General features: G+C 31.0%; 16 protein-coding genes and 1 tRNA gene. 6 read left to right on the forward strand and 11 right to left on the reverse strand.

Going from position 1 to position 17,584, the window contains the following annotated elements; all coding sequences use genetic code 11:
- Positions 1-7: 7 nt before the first annotated feature.
- Genes B0A81_RS20300 through B0A81_RS20320 form a run of 5 tightly spaced genes read right to left on the reverse strand, consistent with a single transcriptional unit; the run spans position 8 to position 5,297 of the window.
- Entirely contained in the window at positions 8-994 is a 987-nt protein-coding gene (locus tag B0A81_RS20300) for a hypothetical protein (protein ID WP_089059700.1), read from the reverse strand.
- Between the two features lie 9 nt (positions 995-1,003).
- Positions 1,004-2,683, reverse strand: a complete 1,680-nt coding sequence (locus B0A81_RS20305) for a DUF6909 family protein (protein ID WP_089059701.1) — start codon at positions 2,681-2,683, stop codon at positions 1,004-1,006.
- 58 nt (positions 2,684-2,741) lie between these two features.
- A complete protein-coding gene (locus B0A81_RS20310) occupies positions 2,742-3,260 on the reverse strand; it encodes a hypothetical protein (protein WP_089059702.1) in 519 nt (172 codons plus the stop codon).
- Between the two features lie 27 nt (positions 3,261-3,287).
- The gene (locus B0A81_RS20315; protein WP_089059703.1) at positions 3,288-4,784 is read right to left on the reverse strand and encodes a GH3 auxin-responsive promoter family protein; all 1,497 of its coding nucleotides are present in this window, start codon (positions 4,782-4,784) and stop codon (positions 3,288-3,290) included.
- Positions 4,785-4,796: 12 nt separating this feature from the next.
- Complete coding sequence (locus B0A81_RS20320; RefSeq protein ID WP_089059704.1) at positions 4,797-5,297, reverse strand: peptidase; 501 nt, start codon at positions 5,295-5,297, stop codon at positions 4,797-4,799.
- 209 nt (positions 5,298-5,506) lie between these two features.
- Between B0A81_RS20320 and B0A81_RS20325 the strand changes: the two genes are divergently transcribed.
- Positions 5,507-5,689, forward strand: coding sequence for a Sec-independent protein translocase subunit TatA/TatB (locus B0A81_RS20325; protein WP_089059705.1), 183 nt, complete (start codon positions 5,507-5,509; stop codon positions 5,687-5,689).
- Between the two features lie 74 nt (positions 5,690-5,763).
- Here the strand turns inward: B0A81_RS20325 and B0A81_RS20330 are convergent, their stop codons facing one another.
- The gene (locus tag B0A81_RS20330; RefSeq protein ID WP_089053527.1) at positions 5,764-7,887 is read right to left on the reverse strand and encodes a Tex family protein; all 2,124 of its coding nucleotides are present in this window, start codon (positions 7,885-7,887) and stop codon (positions 5,764-5,766) included.
- A gap of 128 nt (positions 7,888-8,015) precedes the next feature.
- Positions 8,016-8,828: a BRO family protein gene (locus tag B0A81_RS20335; RefSeq protein WP_089059706.1), complete on the reverse strand. Its 813-nt coding sequence runs from the start codon at positions 8,826-8,828 to the stop codon at positions 8,016-8,018.
- Positions 8,829-8,911: 83 nt separating this feature from the next.
- On the opposite strand from B0A81_RS20335, the gene B0A81_RS20340 reads away from it, so the two are divergent.
- A complete protein-coding gene (locus B0A81_RS20340; RefSeq protein ID WP_089059707.1) occupies positions 8,912-9,181 on the forward strand; it encodes a DUF1294 domain-containing protein in 270 nt (89 codons plus the stop codon).
- A 144-nt stretch (positions 9,182-9,325) separates the two neighbouring features.
- Here B0A81_RS20340 and rpiB read toward each other — a convergent pair whose 3' ends face one another.
- Positions 9,326-9,757 (reverse strand): ribose 5-phosphate isomerase B, encoded by a 432-nt coding sequence (gene rpiB / locus B0A81_RS20345; RefSeq protein ID WP_089053525.1) that lies wholly within the window; start codon positions 9,755-9,757, stop codon positions 9,326-9,328.
- A 778-nt stretch (positions 9,758-10,535) separates the two neighbouring features.
- Entirely contained in the window at positions 10,536-10,769 is a 234-nt protein-coding gene (locus B0A81_RS20350) for a putative signal transducing protein (RefSeq protein ID WP_089059708.1), read from the reverse strand.
- Between the two features lie 110 nt (positions 10,770-10,879).
- Between B0A81_RS20350 and rnr the strand changes: the two genes are divergently transcribed.
- The 3 genes from rnr to B0A81_RS20365 are packed head-to-tail and all read left to right on the forward strand — an operon-like array spanning position 10,880 to position 14,444.
- Complete coding sequence (rnr, locus tag B0A81_RS20355) at positions 10,880-13,060, forward strand: ribonuclease R (protein WP_089059709.1); 2,181 nt, start codon at positions 10,880-10,882, stop codon at positions 13,058-13,060.
- Between the two features lie 23 nt (positions 13,061-13,083).
- On the forward strand, positions 13,084-13,752 hold the full coding sequence (locus B0A81_RS20360) for a head GIN domain-containing protein (RefSeq protein WP_089053522.1): 669 nt from the start codon (positions 13,084-13,086) through the stop codon (positions 13,750-13,752).
- A gap of 14 nt (positions 13,753-13,766) precedes the next feature.
- Positions 13,767-14,444: a LysE family translocator gene (locus B0A81_RS20365; protein WP_089059710.1), complete on the forward strand. Its 678-nt coding sequence runs from the start codon at positions 13,767-13,769 to the stop codon at positions 14,442-14,444.
- Positions 14,445-14,811: 367 nt separating this feature from the next.
- On the opposite strand, the gene B0A81_RS21690 is transcribed toward B0A81_RS20365, so the two are convergent.
- Both B0A81_RS21690 and folB read right to left on the reverse strand, forming a co-directional pair.
- A tRNA-Cys gene (locus tag B0A81_RS21690) sits at positions 14,812-14,882 on the reverse strand.
- A gap of 94 nt (positions 14,883-14,976) precedes the next feature.
- Positions 14,977-15,336: a dihydroneopterin aldolase gene (gene folB / locus B0A81_RS20370; RefSeq protein WP_089053520.1), complete on the reverse strand. Its 360-nt coding sequence runs from the start codon at positions 15,334-15,336 to the stop codon at positions 14,977-14,979.
- Positions 15,337-15,443: 107 nt separating this feature from the next.
- Between folB and B0A81_RS20375 the strand changes: the two genes are divergently transcribed.
- Positions 15,444-17,561, forward strand: coding sequence for a glutamine--tRNA ligase/YqeY domain fusion protein (locus tag B0A81_RS20375; RefSeq protein ID WP_089059711.1), 2,118 nt, complete (start codon positions 15,444-15,446; stop codon positions 17,559-17,561).
- Positions 17,562-17,584 lie beyond the last annotated feature (23 nt).

Here is a 17,584-nt window from a genome sequence, read left to right on the forward strand (position 1 = left end):
TGCGTCGTTATTTAATCTGAGATTTTAAAAGCTGACTGTTGTAGAATTTTTTGAATAAATGCACAAAAACAAAAAGGAAAATAAAGATTAAAGGAAGCAAAATTTTAAAATTACCATTTGTAAGCTTTACAATATTTATGTTCAAAGTTGTAGTAATCTCTTTAATTGCTTTATCGTAATTCACCAGCTTTAGTCTATTTCTTCCTTGATCAACTATTAAATACTGTTTTGATTTAATTAGATCATTAAGTTGCGTATTCTCATTATAATAAACCAATTTATCGTTTTTTGGCCCATTTTTAACTGTGCTCGAAAAACCATTTAAAACATCGTCAATTTGAGCAATGATAGTATCATTTTTAGCAATTTGCTGTTCTAAGTTTTTATATCCTATTTTTTGAAGTGTATTAAAATACTCCGAACTGTTTAAATACTGCATCAATGGTGCAACTATTTCTTTTTCATCAGCTTCTTTGTTTGATACAAACGAAATAGTATGAAAAGTATAATTTTTGCTCGTTATATTATCTTCTAAAACTTTTTTTACTTCACCAACCTCAGCCATTAATTTTATGAGTTCAAAGTTTTGCTCTTTGTCTTCGATAAATTTATAAACGTCGGCGATTGGTTTAATTTCAATTTTTTTGATTGCTTTTGGATTCGAAATTCCAACAACCTTTTTTAAGAAAACTGTATCTCCAGAGACAATTTTAGACTCGATTAAATCTATTTTTGAATATAAGTAATCAACACTGCCAAAATTGGGTGTCACAATAACCTCATTTTCAAACGTTTTTTTGTTTGAATCCAAAAACCACCCCAAGCCAAATCCAACAACAACCAAAATCAATACAATTATCCAGTTTCTAATAAAAAACTGAATTGATTTAAAAATAGAGGCATTTATTCTATCAAAAAAATTCCTGATTGTTTTCGATAAATCAAAAATATCAATTTCCTGATCTGAATTGTTTTGGGGTACTTTTGTACTCATTTACGTTTTTTATTTTACGTTGAAAATTTGTTCTAAAATTTTAATAGTAATCAAATAAGTTGGTTTAACACCAGTTGTTCCTAGTCCGCCAGAAGCCAAAGTACTTCCCGTTTCTAATGGATTATCTGAAGCGTAATAAGCATAACGAACTTTTATATCGTGCGGCACACTTTTTCTAATTTTTGAAGCTGATTGTATCGCTTTTTGGTAATAAGATCCTTCCATTTCAAGACCAATTACACCCCAAGTAGATTCGTGGAAAAATTTCAACAAATCTCTATTTTGCAAAGATGTTCCTAAAACAGTAACCATTGCACCTTCAAAAACTGCAATATCGTTTCCTTCAAACATGGCGCCTGTTAATTCATTTTCAAAGAAATAATTATCAGCCGTTCCTTCATTTATGTGAGCTGTAGGAATCATAATATCGCCTTTTCCTCCTTCAAGAATTCCAGCTTTACCCATTATCGAAACTGATTTTACGTTTAGTAACGTTTCTTTTTTAAATGGTTTTAAAAGCTCGTCAATAGTTTCATAAGCCTGCTCACCAAATGCATAATCCATTACGATAATTACTGGTTTTTCATCACCAATTTTAGCTTCAGAAAATGCTGTTTTTGACCAATCGATTTTTGCTGTATCAAAAATTTGAACATCTATATTAGTTCCCGAAGTATCAGGAAGTGAAATCATTCCGTTTTTCAAAGCCAATTCTTCAACATGACCTCTAATTTCTTTTGAGCCTGAGTTGCTTAATTCTTCATAAATAAAGAAATCTGTTTTTCCTTTAAATTTTGTTTTCAGCAAAGGCGTTGCAAAAATCGAGTTCATCACACTGTGCATATTAGCACTAATTACATGAATTGGTCTTTTTAGAAGATCATTTGCTTTTAAAACTTCTTTGATATTTGTTGCCCAGATTTCTCCATGAATATGGTGTCCTAAACGCTCGCGTAAAACAGGACTGAAAGTAATTGTACGTTTATTGTTTTCAACAATTTCTTCGATTGCTAGTTTTCCTAACCAGTAAATAACGTGCAGAAAACGATCAGGTGCATTTTCAGAACCAAAAGCATCATAAATGTCCAAAACCTCTTCAAAAGTTCGGCCTAAAATGTTTGCAACGTGCGAAATCGCTTTTTCTTTTTCAATCTGCGCCAGCTTTTTAGTCTGCATTACAGCTTGTTCTAATTTAAGCCAATCGCGAGAAACCTCTCCCCCGTCGTCTAATAAAACTCTATTTTTAATTTTATGCGATTCGATAAAAATAAAAGTCAAATGCGTCAGAATATCGTAAATATCAGAACGTCCGCGCGTGATTTCAACATTCATTTGTTCTTCATCGATTCGGTAACAGTTTCTTCTTCTTTTTGGAGGAACAATTGGCTGAAAATGCGATTTAGAATAACCTTCGTCTGAAGTTAAATTGATGAACCTGCATTGTTCGATTCCTATTGGTAAACGTTCTATAACGTATAAAAGCCCATTTAATTCTACTTTTTCTTCGGCAATATTCCCATAAATTTCTGGGCGTAAAGCCAATAATGACTCTCTTAAACTATCACCCGAAACTCCCATTGGTTTATAAAAACCACGGTTGAATAAGTGACGCATTGTAATGTACATTTTTTCTATAGCTGCAGATGATTCCTGAGCTCTTGATCTTGATATATGTTTAGTTTCTTTCATATTTTTTTATTTTTAAATGCTTCTAAAAGATAAATATATCTTTTAGAAGCATTTAGTCTCAATCTTTTGGCGCTAATCCTGAGACTAAAATTGTTTTATATCCTTTACCGTCATAATAAGAAACAGATTGGACAAGGTAAATTTTACCATCTGTATTTTTAAAATAGGTTTCTCCTTTTAAATATTTTGATTCGCCTCCAAAATCAGGTATGTTAGATTCTATAACTTCAAATACAAAATCTGAATACGTAATTTTTGACCAATCTATTTTATAGTTTTTTCCTCTATTTTGCAATTTATGTAAATAAATTAAAGTCCTTCTTCTAAATTCTACAGAAGTCATTACTTGGATTTCGCTTCTAAAATTTCCAAGTTTTGCCTTTTTATCATTTGCTAAAGCTTTTAATTCTTCATAAGTAATTACTTGAAGATTATAATCATCAATCGTTTTTTTATCAATATTTTTAAGTAGTTCAAAAATATTTTTTCCAACATCTTCCGGTTTACTTATTGACTTTTTGTCACAAGAAAAAAGAGATAAAGTTAAAATAAGAAACGTAATTTTTAATAATTTCATTTTAAGTTTTCTTTAATTCGTTATTTTTTACTTCAAATTATCCACAATCTTTCTATCATTTGACAATCTCGGAATTTTATTTTGTCCACCTAATTTTCCCTGCGATTTCATGTATTCCTGAAATCCATTTTTCGAAACTTTGGTAATAACTACTTTTCTCAAAACGTTTCCAGTGATTAAATCATCATAATAAATGTTTTGTTTTCGCATTGAATCGTCAATTGCTTCCGCAAAATTTTCCATATTCTCTGGTTCTTTTTCAAATTCGATAAACCATTCATGATATGGTAATCCGTTTGATGGCGTAATTTGAGGCGCTACGGTAAATTCGTTTATTACAATATTTGTTCCTGCAGTAGCTTCCTTCATCGCATTTTCGACTTCATTAGCAATAACGTGTTCTCCAAAAGCAGAAATATAATGTTTGATACGTCCTGAAACAATAACTCTATGCGGAAACAAAGAGGTAAACTGAACGGTATCGCCAATATTATAGCGCCAAAGTCCAGCATTTGTAGAAACTATTAAGGCATAATTAATCCCCATTTCTACTTCGCCAATCGTATAACTTTTTGGTCCCGAACCATCGGGATCGGTAAAGAATTCATCGGCTTTAATAAACTCGTAGAAAATTCCCGAATTCAAAAGCAAAAGCATTCCTTTTTGTTTCTGAGAATCTTGATAGGCAAAAAAACCTTCAGAAGCAGGAAACAATTCGATACTGTCTACTTTGCGGCCAATCATGTTTTCGAACTTTGCACGATAAGGTTCATAATTAACTCCGCCGTAAATAAACAAATTAAAGTTTTTGAATAAATCCCCTATTTTCTTACCACCGCTTTTTTCTTGTAAACGCTCAAAATACATTTGTACCCAAGACGGAATTCCCGAAATTATGGTCATATCTTGATTGATCGTTTCCTCTACAATTGCATTTACTTTAGTATCCCAATCTTCAATACAATTGGTTTTCCAAGATGGCATTCTGTTTTTCTGCAGATATTTTGGTACAAAGTGCGCTCCAATTCCAGATAATCTTCCAAATTTGATTCCGTATTTTTCAACTAAAATTGGACTTCCCTGTAGGAAAATCATTTTTCCATCTACAAAATCAGCATTTCCAGTTTCATAAATATAATGCAAAATCGCATTTCGAGAAGCTTTTATATGAGATGGCATTGACTCTTTTGTAAGCGGAATGTATTTTGCTCCAGAAGTTGTTCCAGAGGTTTTAGCAAAATAAATTGGTTTTCCCTTCCAAAGAATATTCTCTTCTCCCTGTTTTACTCTATCGATATACGATTTTAAATCTTCGTAATCTCGAACCGGAACATTCTTTTGAAAATCATCAATTGTTTTTATCTTTTTAAAATGATGATCTTTTCCAAACACAGTTTCTTTTGCATCGCTGATTAAACTCTTAAATATTTCATTTTGAGTTTCTACTGGTTTATTGGCCCAAGCCTGTGTTTTATGATATATTTTGCTGGCAAATAGTTTTGCTGCTACTGATTTAATAGACATTTTTTAATGGTATTACTTCTTTTCTTTTTTATTTTTAACAGCTTTAGAATTGGTAGATTCCTTCTCCATTTTCGCAACTTCTTCTCTAAGCTTAATTTCTTCTTCGGTTGTTTTCATATTTACATCAGAAGGTTCATCAACATCTGCTAATATAGAATCTTTATTGAATTTTGCATATTCTAATTCTCCTTTCAACACTTTTTGAATCCCTTTTATGTAAGCTTCATTTTTCCTTAAAGCTCTCTCTAATGAATCTGATTTTATGGCGAGTTCCGTTGCATTTCTTTTTAATTGTGATGAAGAATATCCGGGAATAAATTCGCGTAAAGGAGTAAAAGCAATAATAAAAGTGGTTACTAATATTAAAAATATACCGCCTAGAGTAAACGTTACAAAAACGTTCATTAAGTTGAGTTTAAATGAAAAAATTTCTTCAAAAGTTTCTTCATTCAAGATTACCAAGCGGTTTTTGATGAACAAATTTTTTCTAAAATTGAATTTTTTCTTAGTCATTTGGTTAAATATACAAGCAAATATAGTAATTAATCATATTGCTGCTGTCTGACAAAAATGAGCAAACACAGCAATTTTAATATTTTATAGAATATTTAACGCAGTAAGTAATAAATATTTTAAACCAAAAACTCTTGTTGTTCGTATATTCTATATACCTTTGCGGTAGAATTTGAAAATCAATTTGCTTCGGCATTAATTATACAATCATGGGAAGATTAGGTCTTACAGAAATCCTTGTTATAGTAGGTATTGTGATATTACTTTTTGGAGGTAAAAAAATTCCAGAATTAATGAAAGGTTTAGGAAGCGGAATTAAAGAATTTAAAAACGCTGCTAAAGACGATCAAACTACGCCTCCTGCTAAAAAAGAAGAGGAAGAAACTAAATAAGAATTTACAACCTTATTAAAAAATCCCAAGTTACAAATTGTAGCTTGGGATTTTTTTTATTTCAATTTAGAGTTTTACAAAATCATCGTCAACTGAATTCTCTTTCTGTCCTCATCGACCTCAGTAACTTTTACATCAACATGCTGATGTAATTTTACAACTTCATTCACGTCGCTCACAAAACCGGCTTTTAATTGAGAAATATGAACCAATCCGCTTTCTTTGATTCCAATGTCAACAAAACAGCCAAAATTGGTAATGTTATTCACAATTCCTGGTAAAATCATTCCTGTTTTTAAATCTTTGATTGATTTTACATTTGCATCAAATTCAAAAACCTTAGCCGATTTTCTCGGGTCTAATCCTGGCTTTTCAAGCTCTTTTATGATGTCTTTCAGTGTAAGTAAACCAATTTCAGGTGTAATATAGTTTTCGGCCTTAATAAGCGCTGTTTTCTCTTTGTTTGCAATTAAATCATTTACTGAAAGTTTCAAATCTTTTGCCATTTTTTCAACAACTGGATAAGCTTCTGGATGAACCGCAGAATTATCTAATGGATTTTTAGCATTAGAAATTCGAATAAATGCCGCACCTTGCTGATATGCTTTATCACCCAAACGCGGAACTTTCTTCAATTGCTTTCTATCTTCAAAAGGACCATTTTCTGATCGATATTGTACAATGTTTTCAGCCAGCTTCTCTCCTATTCCACTCACATAACTCAGTAAGTGTTTACTTGCTGTATTAATATTAATTCCAACTGAGTTCACACAGCGAATTACAGTATTATCTAATTCTTCTTTTAATTTCGTTTGATCAACATCGTGTTGATATTGTCCTACTCCAATTGCTTTTGGATCAATTTTTACCAATTCAGCCAAAGGATCTGAAAGTCGGCGGCCAATAGAAACTGAGCCACGAACCGTTACATCGTAATTAGGAAATTCTTCCCTCGCAATTTTTGATGCTGAATAAACTGAAGCTCCAGCCTCCGAAACTATAAAAACCTGTAATGGTTTATCAAACGCGATTTTTTTGATGAAAAACTCCGTTTCTCTCGAAGCAGTTCCGTTACCAATAGAAATGGCATCAATTTGATAAGCGTTTACCATCGAACGGATTTTCTTGATAGCCATTGTTTCCTCATTTTGAGGCGCGTGCGGATAAATTGTTTCGTTGTATAATAAATCGCCTTTTTCATCCAAACAAACTACTTTACAACCACTTCTAAAACCTGGATCAATTGCCAAAATTCGTTTTTCACCTAATGGCGGAGCCAATAAAAGCTGTCCTAAATTATTAGCAAAAACCTGAATCGAATTAGCATCAGCTTTTGCTTTTGCTTCTTGCAAAGTTTCGTTTCCTATTGCTGGATTCAATAAACGTTTATAACTGTCCTCGATTGCTAATTGCAAATGAGCTGTTGTACTGTTTTGTTTTTTAATGATAATTTCATCAATAACATCGTAAGCATCATCGATATCAACATCAATTTTCATTTTAACAAAACCTTCATTTTCAGCACGAAGCATAGCTAATAATCTATGTGAAGGTGTTTTAGTTAAAGGTTCTTCCCAATCAAAATACTGACTGAATTTTTGTGCTCCTTCTTCTTCGGCTTTCTTTTTTACAACTTTAGTTCCAATAGTTGCTTTTCGCTGATACAATCTACGAAGCTGTTTACGAACATAAATATTCTCGTTAATCCATTCTGCAACAATATCACGTGCACCCTGCATGGCAGCTTCTTCGTTAACAACATTTTCATTGATGTATTGAGTAGAAATAAAATCTACATCAACATCATTTTCAGACATTATGATTTTCGCCAACGGTTCTAAACCAAATTCGCGCGCAACATCAGCTTTAGTTTTTTTCTTCTTTTTGTATGGAAGGTAAAAATCTTCTATTTCCTGTAAATCAAAACTCTGCTCTATTTTTTGTTTTAATTCTGGTGTAAGTGCTTTTTGTTCTTCAATTGATTTTAGAACCGCTTCTTTACGTTTTGTAAGCGTTTCATATTCTTTTTGAAGTTTCGCAATTTGTTCGATTACAACTTCATCAAGATTTCCTGTAGTGTCTTTTCTATATCGAGAAATGAACGGAATCGTACAATCTTCCTCTAATAATTTAACGGTATTTTGAATGTTAATTGCTGCAGTTTGAACAGACTTGGCAATGAATTGAATATTAGTCATTCGTATTTTATTTTAACCTCACAGATGCAAAAGTTATCTTGCAAATTATGCAAAGGTTTTATGTTATTTGTTAGTTTAACTGGATCAAAAATAAACTAAATATTTAAAAAAATTGTTTCTAATTTACTCTAACTTTTTTTTCCTGGAGGCAAGAAATTTTCTCCTGTTACAACACTTTTTCCCGTTTTATCTTCTAAAGCAATTCGGGCATTTTTTGCGATTGCTCCTCCTTTTTTACTCGCTTTCGCATTTTCTATTAGTCCTTTTGCTTCATCGCTTTCAGCTATTTGGCGTGTAGAAAGTTCTGCTAAAGCTGTAAAAATCAATTCTGCCTCAGACATGTGATCTCTTAAATTTTGAGATTGTAAACCTTTAGCTTCTTTATGTTTTTTGACCGTTAATCCAGTCCATTCTTGGTGAATAATATTGGTTAACAATGCAAATTCATCTTTTTTCTCTACACCAGATTCTTTCCAATAATCTGTCAATTTATTACGAGTTTCCTGCCCTGTCATTCGCTGTTGAATCCATTTTTCACTTCGTCCCATATTTTGCCAATTTTCACGAGCGCGGTCTAAACTTTGAGATGGATCTGACAATTCCTGAATTCTTTCATAACCAACTTTCGCCAGCCATTGTTTAAAAGGTTCTGCTTTTGGAGAAGGAATAGATTGAATTAAACGTAAAAGTTGTTCTGTGTCAGCTACATCTGTAATTCTTAATTTACCATCCGCAGCTTGCATTTTCAACTGTCCGATTTTATCGGACAGTTGGCTTCCTTCTTTTAAAAGCTTCGTTTTTAAATCTCCCCAATATTTTCTAGGTCGATCTGTTCCAGTCAAAACTTCAATCACGTCAATTACCGAGAAATACCAAATCTCTTTTTCAGCATCATAATGACTTCTTACTTTTTTTTGTTCAAATAATTGTACTGGACTCATTTTCTATATTTTATACTTTTAATGAAATATTTTGATTTTTAATACAACACCAAAATAATATCTTTGTTTATGATACTATACCTATGAAAGTTTTTTTTATATCATTATTGTTTATAAATATAATCGTTTTTATTCTTGCTGGATATGATAAACATCAAGCCAGAAAAAATAAACAAAGAATCCCAGAAAATACCTTATTTTTTCTAGAAGCAATTGGTGGAACAATTGGTTTATTAACAGCAATGTTACTCTTTAGACATAAAACGAGTAAAATGTCATTTATTATAAAATTTTCAATCATTTTTATTCTTCAAGCCGTTTTAGTTTATCTCTATTTAACTCACAAATCATAGATATTAACAATGTTGATAACCTTAAAAAATAAACATATAAAACTGAATTACAGCAATTTAAAAACATAAAAAACCGGATAAATTTTAAAAATCCATCCGGTGTGTTTATTATTTATTGGTGCGAAGCACCGGTTTTTTGACGTTTTACGAACAAGCAATCTTGTTTACTCTATTTTGGTGTCTTCCGCCTTCAAAAGCAGTGGCTAAAAACGTTTCAACAATTTCTACAGCTTGCGGAATAGAAGTAAAGCGTGCCGGAATACTCACAATATTAGCATCGTTGTGTAAACGTGTTAAATAAGCTATTTCTTTAGTCCAGCATAAACCAGCTCTTACTTTCGGGTGTTTATTAACAGTCATTGCAATTCCGTTACCGCTTCCGCAGATAACGATTCCAAAATCTGCTTTTCCTTCAGATACATCATTTGCAACAGGATGTCCAAAATCAGGATAATCAACAGAATCCTCAGAATCAGTTCCATAATTAGTTACTTCATATCCTTTTGCTTTAAGCATTTCAACAATTGCTTTTTTATACTCTGGTCCTGCGTGGTCGTTTCCTATCGAAATTTTCATTTTTAATACTATTAAGTTGTGTTGTGCAAATTTACTCAATTAATAAATGTTTGCCACGAATTTCCCTAATTTTCACAAATTTTATACTTATTAACTTTAAAAAACAGTAATCATAATTGTAAGCTCCATTTTAGAAATTCATATCCTGAAACCCTTATTTTACAACTATCTTACTTTCAAAAACTTATCACTTATTAACATTTTTAATAACTCTATAAGTATCTCATTATCAATAAAGAATAAACAGCTTTTTTGTTAAAATTTTAAAGTGTTAATAGCAATTCGTAATTCGTTGATATTCAATTAACTTTAAGTTAACATTATTTGTTAATAAGTTGAGATAGAAAATTAGAAGTTTTTTTTGGTTGTGTCAAAAAAAAACCTAATGCAAAACTGCAACTAGAAATCCTAATAAAGTTTCATGAATTTTTAGAAAAGTTATCAATATCAAAAATACCATTTTCAACAAATATCAACATATGAACTTATCTACAAAATGAATTCATTTTTGGTTGTCAACCGTTGTTAATTAAAATACAAAAAGTCTTAAAAATTAAACTTTTAGCTCAAAATAACTATGTTGATAACTCAGAATAACTAAAAGAAACTTCATTTCAATACTTTTAAAAATAAATTTATTCGACATATTAACACACTATAATAACAACCAAATTTTTTTAAATTTTTAAAAATCTTTTTTATTGTATTTAATATATGTTGAAAACTAAAATAGTTTAAAAAGAAAAAAAATGAATTTAGTTTGAAAAAAAGAAACTGTTTAAACGATTTTAAGAGGATTGTTCAAGTTGTCTAGAATTTCTTGAACTTGTTCGAAATCGTTTGGATGAACTTTGAGTTTGATTCCGCCAAGCGCAGTTGAGTACATTGGGACAACTGAAAGTGTCATTTCGTTTTCAAAAAAATATGGAATTTCCTCTTGTTCCAGTAAGTGTTTGAGAACTACGGTTTCGTGCTGATAATTGAATGTAGCGATGGTTTGAAAGCTTTCCATTTTAGGTCTTTTTGTAAATGTACGAAAAGTTATATTTTTAATAATTCTAATTTTTAAAAAGTGTTATCTAATATCTTATTTGTAATTTTAAGCCTTATAAGAAAAGATATATGAGTAAGAAAATTAGAAAGCCGATAAAAAATGAGAAGGATTTCTCTGGAAAAATAATAAAAATTTTATCGCAAAGCCCTAATAAACCATTCAATTATAAGCAAATAGGAGCAAAGCTCGAACTTGACGATACTAAAAGCAGAAATCAAATTATTAAGGATTTGAAAATTCTTGCTGCTTCAAAAAAGATTATAGAATCTGAACCTGGTAAGTATTTAATAAAAGCAATCAGTCAGGATTATTACGAAGGAACAATTGATATGACGAGCAGAAAAACGGCTTATTTTATTTGTCCTGATTTTGCAGAAGATGTTTTTATTCCGACCAATAATCTAAATCGCGCTTTAGATAAAGACAAAGTTAAAGTCTATGTTTATAATAGAAGAAAAGGAAAAAGACCTGAAGGTGAAGTAATTGAAGTATTAGAAAGAGATAAAACAGAGTTTGTTGGAGTTATTGATATTCAGGCAAATTTTGCTTTTGTTTCGACTGCAAATCCTAAAATGTATACTGATATTTTTATTCCAAAGGATAAAATTGGTGAAGCTGAAAATGGTGATGTAGTTTTAGTAAAAATAGAAGATTGGCCTAAAAGAGCCGATAGTCCGTTTGGATCTGTAATTCGTGTTTTAGGAAAACCTGGAGAACACAATACGGAGATTCATGCTATTTTAGCCGAATACGGTTTACCAGCAGATTTTCCGGTAGAAGTAGAGGTTTATGCCCAAAAGTTAGATACTTCAATTCAGGAATCTGAAATAGCAAAACGTCGTGATATGCGTGATACACTTACGTACACGATTGACCCAAAGGATGCAAAAGATTTTGATGATGCATTGTCTTTCAAAAAGTTAGAAAATGGAAATTATGAAATAGGTATTCACATTGCCGATGTTTCTTATTATTTAGAAGAAGGAACAATCTTAGATGATGAAGCTTATCAACGTGCAACTTCGGTTTATTTAGTAGATAGAGTAGTGCCAATGCTTCCTGAAGTTTTGTCTAATTTTGCTTGTTCACTTCGTCCGAATGAAGAAAAGTATACATTCTCTGCTGTTTTTGAAATTTCTCCAAATGCACAAGTTATTAACCAATGGTTTGGTAGAACTGTAATCTATTCAGATCAGCGTTTTGCTTACGAAGAAGCACAATATATCATTGAAACGAAAGACAATACTATTCCAGTTGATATCTCTATAACTGGAGATTCTTATGTAGTTTCAGATGAAATTGTAGAAGCAACTTTAAAATTAGATGAATTAGCAAAGATTTTGAGAAAGAAAAGAATGCAGAATGGTGCTATTTCTTTTGATAAAGTTGAAGTAAAATTTAATCTTGATGCTGAAGGCGAACCAGAAGGTGTTTACTTCAAAGTTTCAAAAGATGCGAATCATTTAATTGAAGAATTCATGCTTTTAGCCAATAGAAAAGTGGCTGAATACATTGGAAAACAAAAGAAAACATTTGTTTACAGGATTCACGATGAACCAAATGAAGACAAATTAATTGCGATGCAAAGTGTAATTGCTAAATTTGGTTATAAAATAGATTTCCGTAACAAAGGCGATATTTCGAAATCATTGAATGCTTTGATGGAAGAAGTAAATGGTAAAAAAGAACAAAACTTAATTGATACTCTTGCGATTAGAAGTATGAGTAAAGCCAAATATTCGACAGATAATATTGGCCATTATGGTTTAGCATTTGATTATTACAGCCATTTTACATCGCCAATTCGTCGTTATCCTGACGTTATGGTACATCGTTTGTTACAGTATTATTTGGATGGAGGTGCTTCTGTAGACGAAGAAACTTATGAAACTAAATGTTTACATTGTTCAAATATGGAAGGTTTAGCAACAAACGCTGAACGTGATAGTATTAAATACATGCAGGTTAAATACATGCAGGATCATCAAGACGAAGAATTCCTTGGAGTTATTTCTGGTGTTACTGAATGGGGAATTTATGTAGAAATCGTTTCTAATAAATGCGAGGGAATGGTAAGAATCAGAGAAATAAAAGATGATTATTATACTTTCGATGAAAAACAATATGCTTTGGTTGGAGCTACTTCAAACAGCATTTTGCAATTAGGAGACGAAATTTATGTTAAAGTAAAAAATGCTGATTTAGTTAAAAAGCAACTTGATTTTCATTTTTTACGACGAGCTGAATAAATATTAATTAAAAAAATAAAAGTATGAGAAAGCTAATTATTGGAGCAGCAATTTTATTTGTACAAATGTCTTTTGGTCAAGTTACTAAAGAACTGGGAGATTTCGATTCGGTTAAAGTTTTTGATAAATTAAGTGTTAAATTAGTTCCATCTTCTGAAAACAAAATTGTTATTAAAGGAGCAAGAGAAGCAGAAGTTGAAGTTGTTAACAAGAAAGGTTTATTAAAATTAAGAATGCCTTTTCCTAAATTATTATCTGGTGATGATCTTGATATTACTTTGTATTACAGAAACATAGAGCTTATTGATGTAAATGAAGGAGCTTATGTTTCAAGTAAAGATCCTATAAAAGCAACTGTTTTTAAAGTTAGTGCTCAGGAAGGCGGAAAGATAAATGTTGATTTGGATGTTGATAAACTTAATGTGAGCTCAGTTTCAGGAGGTTCAATAACATTAACTGGTAAAGCTTCTAATCAAGATGCAAGTCTTGGAGCAGGCGGTTATTTGCTGGCAAGTAAATTAGCCACTTCTCAGACGAAAGTAAGCGTTTCTGCGGGCGGAAAAGCAGATGTTAATGCATCAACCCTTGTCGATGCAAAAGTGAGCGCAGGAGGCTCTATTTACATTTATGGAAAACCAAAACAAATTAACCAAAAAACGGTTTTTGGAGGTAAAATCGAAGAAGTAAAATAAGAAATTCTATTTGAATGATAAATGATATTTTGGCTGGACTGCCATGGGGACTTTTTTTAAGTTTTATGGTAGGTCCAGTATTTTTTATACTATTAGAAACCAGTATTACAAAAGGATTTAGAGCTGCAATTGTTTTTGATCTTGGTGTAGTATTAGGTGATATTTTTTTTATAGCAATTGCTTATTTAGGCAGTTACAGATTAATTCAGAGTTTAAAAGATAAACCTGCTCTTTTTATTTTTGGCGGAATTATTATGCTGGCGTATGGTATAATTTCATTCGTGAGATTGAAAAAAGAAGCAAAAATTAACGATGAAGAAATTGATCGTGATATTATTAAAAGAAACTATGGAAGTTTGTTTGTAAAAGGCTTTTTGTTGAATGTTATTAATATTGGAGTTCTAGGTTTTTGGCTTGCTGTTATTATTTCTGTAGGTCCAAAATTAGAAATGCAAAATTCTAGAATGTTTACTTTTTTTACTTCTGTAATTATTACTTATTTATTAGTTGACTGTATTAAAATTCTATTAGCCAAACAATTAAAATCTAAAATGACACCAACTAATATTCTAAAAATTAAAAAAGGAATTAGTATAGTTTTAATGGTTTTTGGAGTTGTTTTGATGATCCAAGGATGGTTTCCAAAAGAGAAAGAAATGGTTAAAAATGCTTTTGAGAATATTGAAAAGTAGTTTGTTAATAACTCAAAATTATATAATTAAGCCTCTGAATTTCAGAGGTTTTTTTATGTTGATAATGTTCGTTTGGAACTTTTAAAGAAGTTTTAAACTTTGACAAAGTTGACAATAGTTTGTCATTTTGACGTAAAGAGAAATCTTCGCAAGTAACTCCGTAGTAATTGTCAAATCTTGGTAGAGCTTCTTGTGGAGATTTCTCTTTACGTCAAAATGACAAGATTGTGGAAAATTAGATTATAAAAACTTCCTAATTTTTTAGAATATTTTTCAATCATCGTCTGGATTCGAACGAATATATTTAATTAATTTTTTCTAAAAATTAAACATAAAAAAAACCTCTAAATTACTTTAGAGGTTTTTGAGGCATCGTCCGGATTCGAACCGGAGTAGGAGCTTTTGCAGAGCCCAGCCTAGCCGCTCGGCCACGACGCCATTACTTGAACGGATGGCAAAAGTAACTAAAATCTTTAAATTTCAAAAGTTTAATGTAAACTATTTTAAAAAATTAGATTTTATACAGAAAGAATTACTTTCTTTTTTCAGTCATTTTAATGGTAACTGTTTCAACATCACCGCCAATAGGAGGATTTACTTTTGAAACCCAAACAGTCGTTTTTTCTACAGATTCAATTTCTGCCAATACACGAATTATGATTCTTTTAGCCACATGTTCTAATAAATGAGAACGAATTGCCATTTCTTCAGCAACAATTTTATTCAAATGAACATAATCAACCGTATCAGCAAGATGATCGCTTTGTGCTGATTGCTGTAAATTTGCCTTAATTTTTAGATCAACAATATAATCTGATCCTATTTTTCCTTCTTCAATTAAACATCCGTGGTAAGAAAAAGTACGGATATTTTTCAGTTTTATAACTCCCATTTTTTTATTGTTTCACGTTTAAAGTTTCAGGTTTTGTGCCACTTAAATAACTTTAAACCTGAAACCTGAAACCTTTTTTTTATCTTTGCTAAAATTAGTATAAAATAATGGCATCAGAAGAGAAATCACTCAATTTTATTGAACAAATCATAGAGGAAGATCTAAAATCAGGTCTTTCACAAAGTAAACTTCATTTTCGTTTTCCACCAGAACCAAACGGTTATTTACACATTGGTCATGCAAGTTCTATTGCATTAAATTTTGGTTTAGGAATTGATTATCAGTCTCCTGTAAATTTACGTTTTGACGATACGAACCCTGAAAAAGAAGAACAGGAATTTGTTGATGCTATAAAAAAAGATGTGGAATGGCTGGGTTACAAATGGGCTGAGGAACGTTATGCTTCTGATTACTTTCAACAATTATACGACTGGGCAGTTTCATTAATTAAAAAAGATAAAGCCTATGTTGATAGTCAGTCTTCTGAAGATATGGCAATTCAAAAAGGAACTCCATCTACTGTTGGAACTGATAGTCCATACAGAAATCGTTCTGTTGAAGAAAACTTAGATTTATTCGAGAGAATGAAAAACGGTGAATTTGAGGCTGGTACACATATTCTTCGTGCTAAAATTGACATGAAATCGACTAATATGTTGATGCGTGATCCTATTATGTACAGAATTTTACATAAACATCATCATAGAACTGGTGATGCCTGGAAAATTTATCCAATGTATGATTGGGCACACGGACAAAGTGATTATTTAGAAGAAATCTCACATTCATTTTGTACTCTTGAATTTTTGCCTCACCGTGAATTATACGATTGGTTTTTAGATCAAATTTTAGATGAAAATAAATTACGTCCAAAGCAAAGAGAATTTGCAAGACGTAATTTATCACATACTGTTGTTAGTAAAAGAAAATTACAGCAACTAGTTAAAGAAAAGCATGTTAACGGTTGGGATGATCCTAGAATGTCCACTATTTCTGGATTAAGAAGAAGAGGTTATACAGCTGTATCTTTGCGTAATTTTGCTAATACAATTGGTATTGCAAAACGTGATAATTTAATAAATGTATCGGTTTTAGAATTCTGTATTCGTGAAGATTTGAACAAAATTGCACCTCGTGTAATGGCAGTTTTAGATCCGGTAAAAGTGGTAATTACAAATTATCCTGAAGGAAAAGAAGAGTTGCTAGAAGCTGAAAATAATCAGGAAGATGAGAATGCAGGATTTAGAAAAGTACCTTTTTCTCGTGAATTATACATTGAAAGAGAAGACTTTTTAGAAGAAGCTCCAGCTAAATATTTCCGTTTGACTTTAGGAAAAGAAGTACGTCTTAAAAATGCGTATATTATTAAAGGAGAATCTGTTATAAAAGATTCTGAAGGCAATATTACAGAAATTCATGTTACTTATGATACTGATTCTTTAAGCGGAAGCGGAACAGAAGCAAGTCAAAGAAAAGTGTCTGGAACGCTGCATTGGGTTTCTATTCCTCATGCGGTTGAAGCTGAAGTTCGTTTGTACGATCGTTTGTTTACAGATGAAGCTCCAGACAGTTATAAAGAGAAAAATTTCTTAGATTTTGTGAATCCAAATTCATTAGAAATTGTAACTGGATTTGTTGAACCAAGTTTAGCAACAGCTAAAAATGAAGACAAATTTCAGTTTCAACGTTTAGGATATTTTACTGTTGATAAAGATTCAACTACTTCAAAATTAGTATTTAACAAGACTGTTGGATTGAAAGATGCTTGGGAAGAAAAAGGTAAAAAAGAAGAAAATAGTATCAATAATTCTTTAAAAGATATTAATAAATATTTTAAAGTTGAGACTAAACCAGAACGTATCGCAATTGAAACAGCAATAGGGGAGAACATCAAAAATGTTTCTAGTTTTTCACTTTTGCAAAATTCTTTAAAAAAGAATATTAACAATAATAAAGCTTCGTTGTTGTTTTCTCAGTTTATTTTGAAATATTCAAATTGGAAATCTTCGGATTTTGAAGAAGAGGATATTAAAAAATTATACACAATGTCTTTAAGAAGTGAATCGACTTATGTTAGATCGAAAGCACTTTTAAATTTAAGAGATTTAGAAAATGAAAGTTTAAAAAATCAATTTGAAGAGGAAATTTTAAAATTACATTCAAATCCTCCAAAAAATGCATCGGAAAGAGAAATTGAAATTCTTGCCGAGATGATAAAAAAATAATATAATTATAATCTATTGAAAAG

Source organism: Flavobacterium plurextorum, from assembly GCF_002217395.1.
Lineage (GTDB): Bacteria > Bacteroidota > Bacteroidia > Flavobacteriales > Flavobacteriaceae > Flavobacterium > Flavobacterium plurextorum.